The sequence below is a fragment of the Actinomadura logoneensis genome (assembly GCF_003428695.1).
GTDB lineage: Bacteria > Actinomycetota > Actinomycetes > Streptosporangiales > Streptosporangiaceae > Spirillospora > Spirillospora logoneensis.
On record NZ_QURH01000633.1, the window covers coordinates 1 to 2,459 of the forward strand.

General features: G+C 77.0%; 1 protein-coding gene. It reads right to left on the reverse strand.

Going from position 1 to position 2,459, the window contains the following annotated elements; all coding sequences use genetic code 11:
* On the reverse strand, nucleotides 1-2,459 hold a 2,459-nt coding region (locus DZF91_RS24925; RefSeq protein ID WP_235834532.1), incomplete at both ends, for a condensation domain-containing protein.

The window sequence follows — 2,459 nt, forward strand, 5'->3', positions numbered from 1 at the left end:
CGCGGACGGTGCCTGCGCGGCGAGCGCGGCGAACGTCTCGCGCAGCGCGCCCGCGTCGCCGCCGGTGAGGCCGAGCGTGCCGACCGGCGCGTCCGGCCGCTCGGCGAGGGCCCGGACGAGCCCGACGAGCTGCGCGGCGATCCGTTCGGCGGTCGGGCGGTCGAACACGTCGGTGCGGTAACCGAGCCGGAGCTGGAGCCCGTCCCCGGGGACGGCGTCGAGGGTGAGCGGGTAGTGCGTGGCGTCGAGCAGGTCCACGCCCGCGAGCCGGGTGCCCGCGCCGATCTCCGCGCCGAGCAGCGACGGGTCGAGCGGGTAGTTCTCGAACACCGTCATGGTGTCGAACAGCGCGGGCAGCCCGGCGAGGCGGTGCAGGTCGCCGAGGCCGTGGTGGTGGTACGGGAGCAGTTCGGCCTGCTCGCCCTGGAGGCGGGAGAGCAGCGCGGCGGCCGGTTCGGCGGCGTCCAGCCGGACCCGGACGGGCAGCGTGTTGATGAACAGGCCCACCATCCGGTCCACGCCGCACAGTTCCATCGGACGGCCGGACACGGTCGCGCCGAACACGACGTCGTCGCGGCCGAGGAGGCGGGCGAGCAGCAGGCCCCAGGCGGCCTGGACGACGGTGTTGGCGGTGACGCCGAAGCGGCGCGCCGTCGCGGTGACCGCGCCGGACAGCTCGGGGCCGAGCGGGACGCGGATCTTCTCCGGCAGTCCGGGCGGGGCGTCGGGGGCGCCGGGCGCGACGAGCGTCCCGGCGGCGAGGCCGCCCAGCGCTCGGCGCCAGGCGGTGTCGCCCTCGGCCCGGTCCTGCCGGGCGAGCCAGGCGAGGTAGTCCCTGTAGTCGGGGGCGCGCGGGGGGCGCTGCCCGGTGTAGAGGGCGAGCAGTTCGCCCGCCAGCGACGGCATCGACCAGCCGTCCAGGACGATGTGGTGGAACGTCAGCAGCAGCCGGTGCCGCCGCTCCCCCAGCCGGACCAGGGTGAACCGCAGGAACGGCGGGCGGGTGAGGTCGAACCGGCGGGTCCGCTCGGCCGCCATGAGGGCGGGCAGCTCGGACTCGTCGGCGGCGACCTCGCGCCACAGCTCGTCGCAGGGCGGCATCGCGAGGACGGCCTGCACGGGCTCGCCGGACACGGTCTGGGTGAACGCGGTGCGCAGCGCCGGGTGCCGGGCGGGCAGCTCGAACGCGGCGTCGCGCAGGGCCTCGACGTCCACGTCCCCGTCGAAGTCGAGGACGAGCTGGCCGGTGTAGACGTCGGTCGCGGACGCGTCGAGCAGGGCGTGGAAGTACAGGCCCTGCTGCATCGGCGCGAGCGGCCAGACGTCGGCGAGGTCGGGGAAGGTCCGGTCGAGCTCGGCGACGTCGGCGCGGTCCAGCGCGACGAGCGGGAAGTCGGACGGGGTGTGCCCGGCGTCCCCGGCGGCGGCCAGGTCGCGCAGCGCGGTGAACCAGGCGGCGGCGAGCACGCGGACGTCGGCCTCGGTGAGCACGCCGTCGGCCCAGGTCCAGGTGACCGACAGCTCGCCGAACGCGGCCGGGACGATCGCGTCGATCGCCAGCGCGTGGCCGAGCGGCATGGCGTCGTCGGCGCCGCCGGCGACCGACGCGACCGCCCAGTCGCCGTCGCCGGTCTCCATCCGGCCCAGGTAGTTGAAGACGATCTTCGGGACGGGCAGCGCGGCGAGCTCCGCCCCGGCGGCCTCGTCCAGGTGCCGCAGCAGGCCGAAGCCGATGCCGTTGTCCGGGATCGCGCGCAGCCGCTCCTTGGTCTCGCGCAGGTCGGCGGACGCGTCCAGCCGCACGGGGTACTTGCTGGTGAACCAGCCGACCGTGCGGGACAGGTCCACGCCGGGGAACAGGTCCTCGCGGCCGTGCCCCTCCAGGTCGACCAGGACGGGGCTGGCGTCGCCGCGCCAGGCCGCGACGGCGCGGGCCAGGCCGGTGAGCAGCACGTCGGTCGGGCGGCCGTGGATCGCGGCGGGCACGGTCGTCAGCACCGCGCGGGTGGTCGCCGCGTCCAGCTCGACGGTGAACGAGCGGGCGGTGCCGCGGGTGTCGCGGGCGGGGTCCAGCGGACGGGCGCCGAGCGGCACGTCCGGACCGTCGAGGATGCCCTTCCACAGCGGCAGCTCGCCGGTGCGGGCGGCGGCCTCGGCGGGCAGCCGGCGGGCCCAGTCGCGGAACGGCGTCCCGGCGGGTTCGAGGTCGGCGCCGGCCCAGGCGGCGACCAGGTCGGGCAGCAGGACGCGCCAGGACACGCCGTCCACGACCAGGTGGTGGACGACGACGAGCAGGCGGCCGGGGTCGTCCCCGGCGTCCAGCCACACGAGCTGCACGTTGACGCCGGACGCCGGGTCGAGCCGGTCGCGGGCGGCGGTCAGCTCGGCGGCGGCGGCCTCGTCCGGGTCGCGGCCGTCCACGGCCACGCGGCGGACGAGCGCGGCGGCGTCGGGCGCCC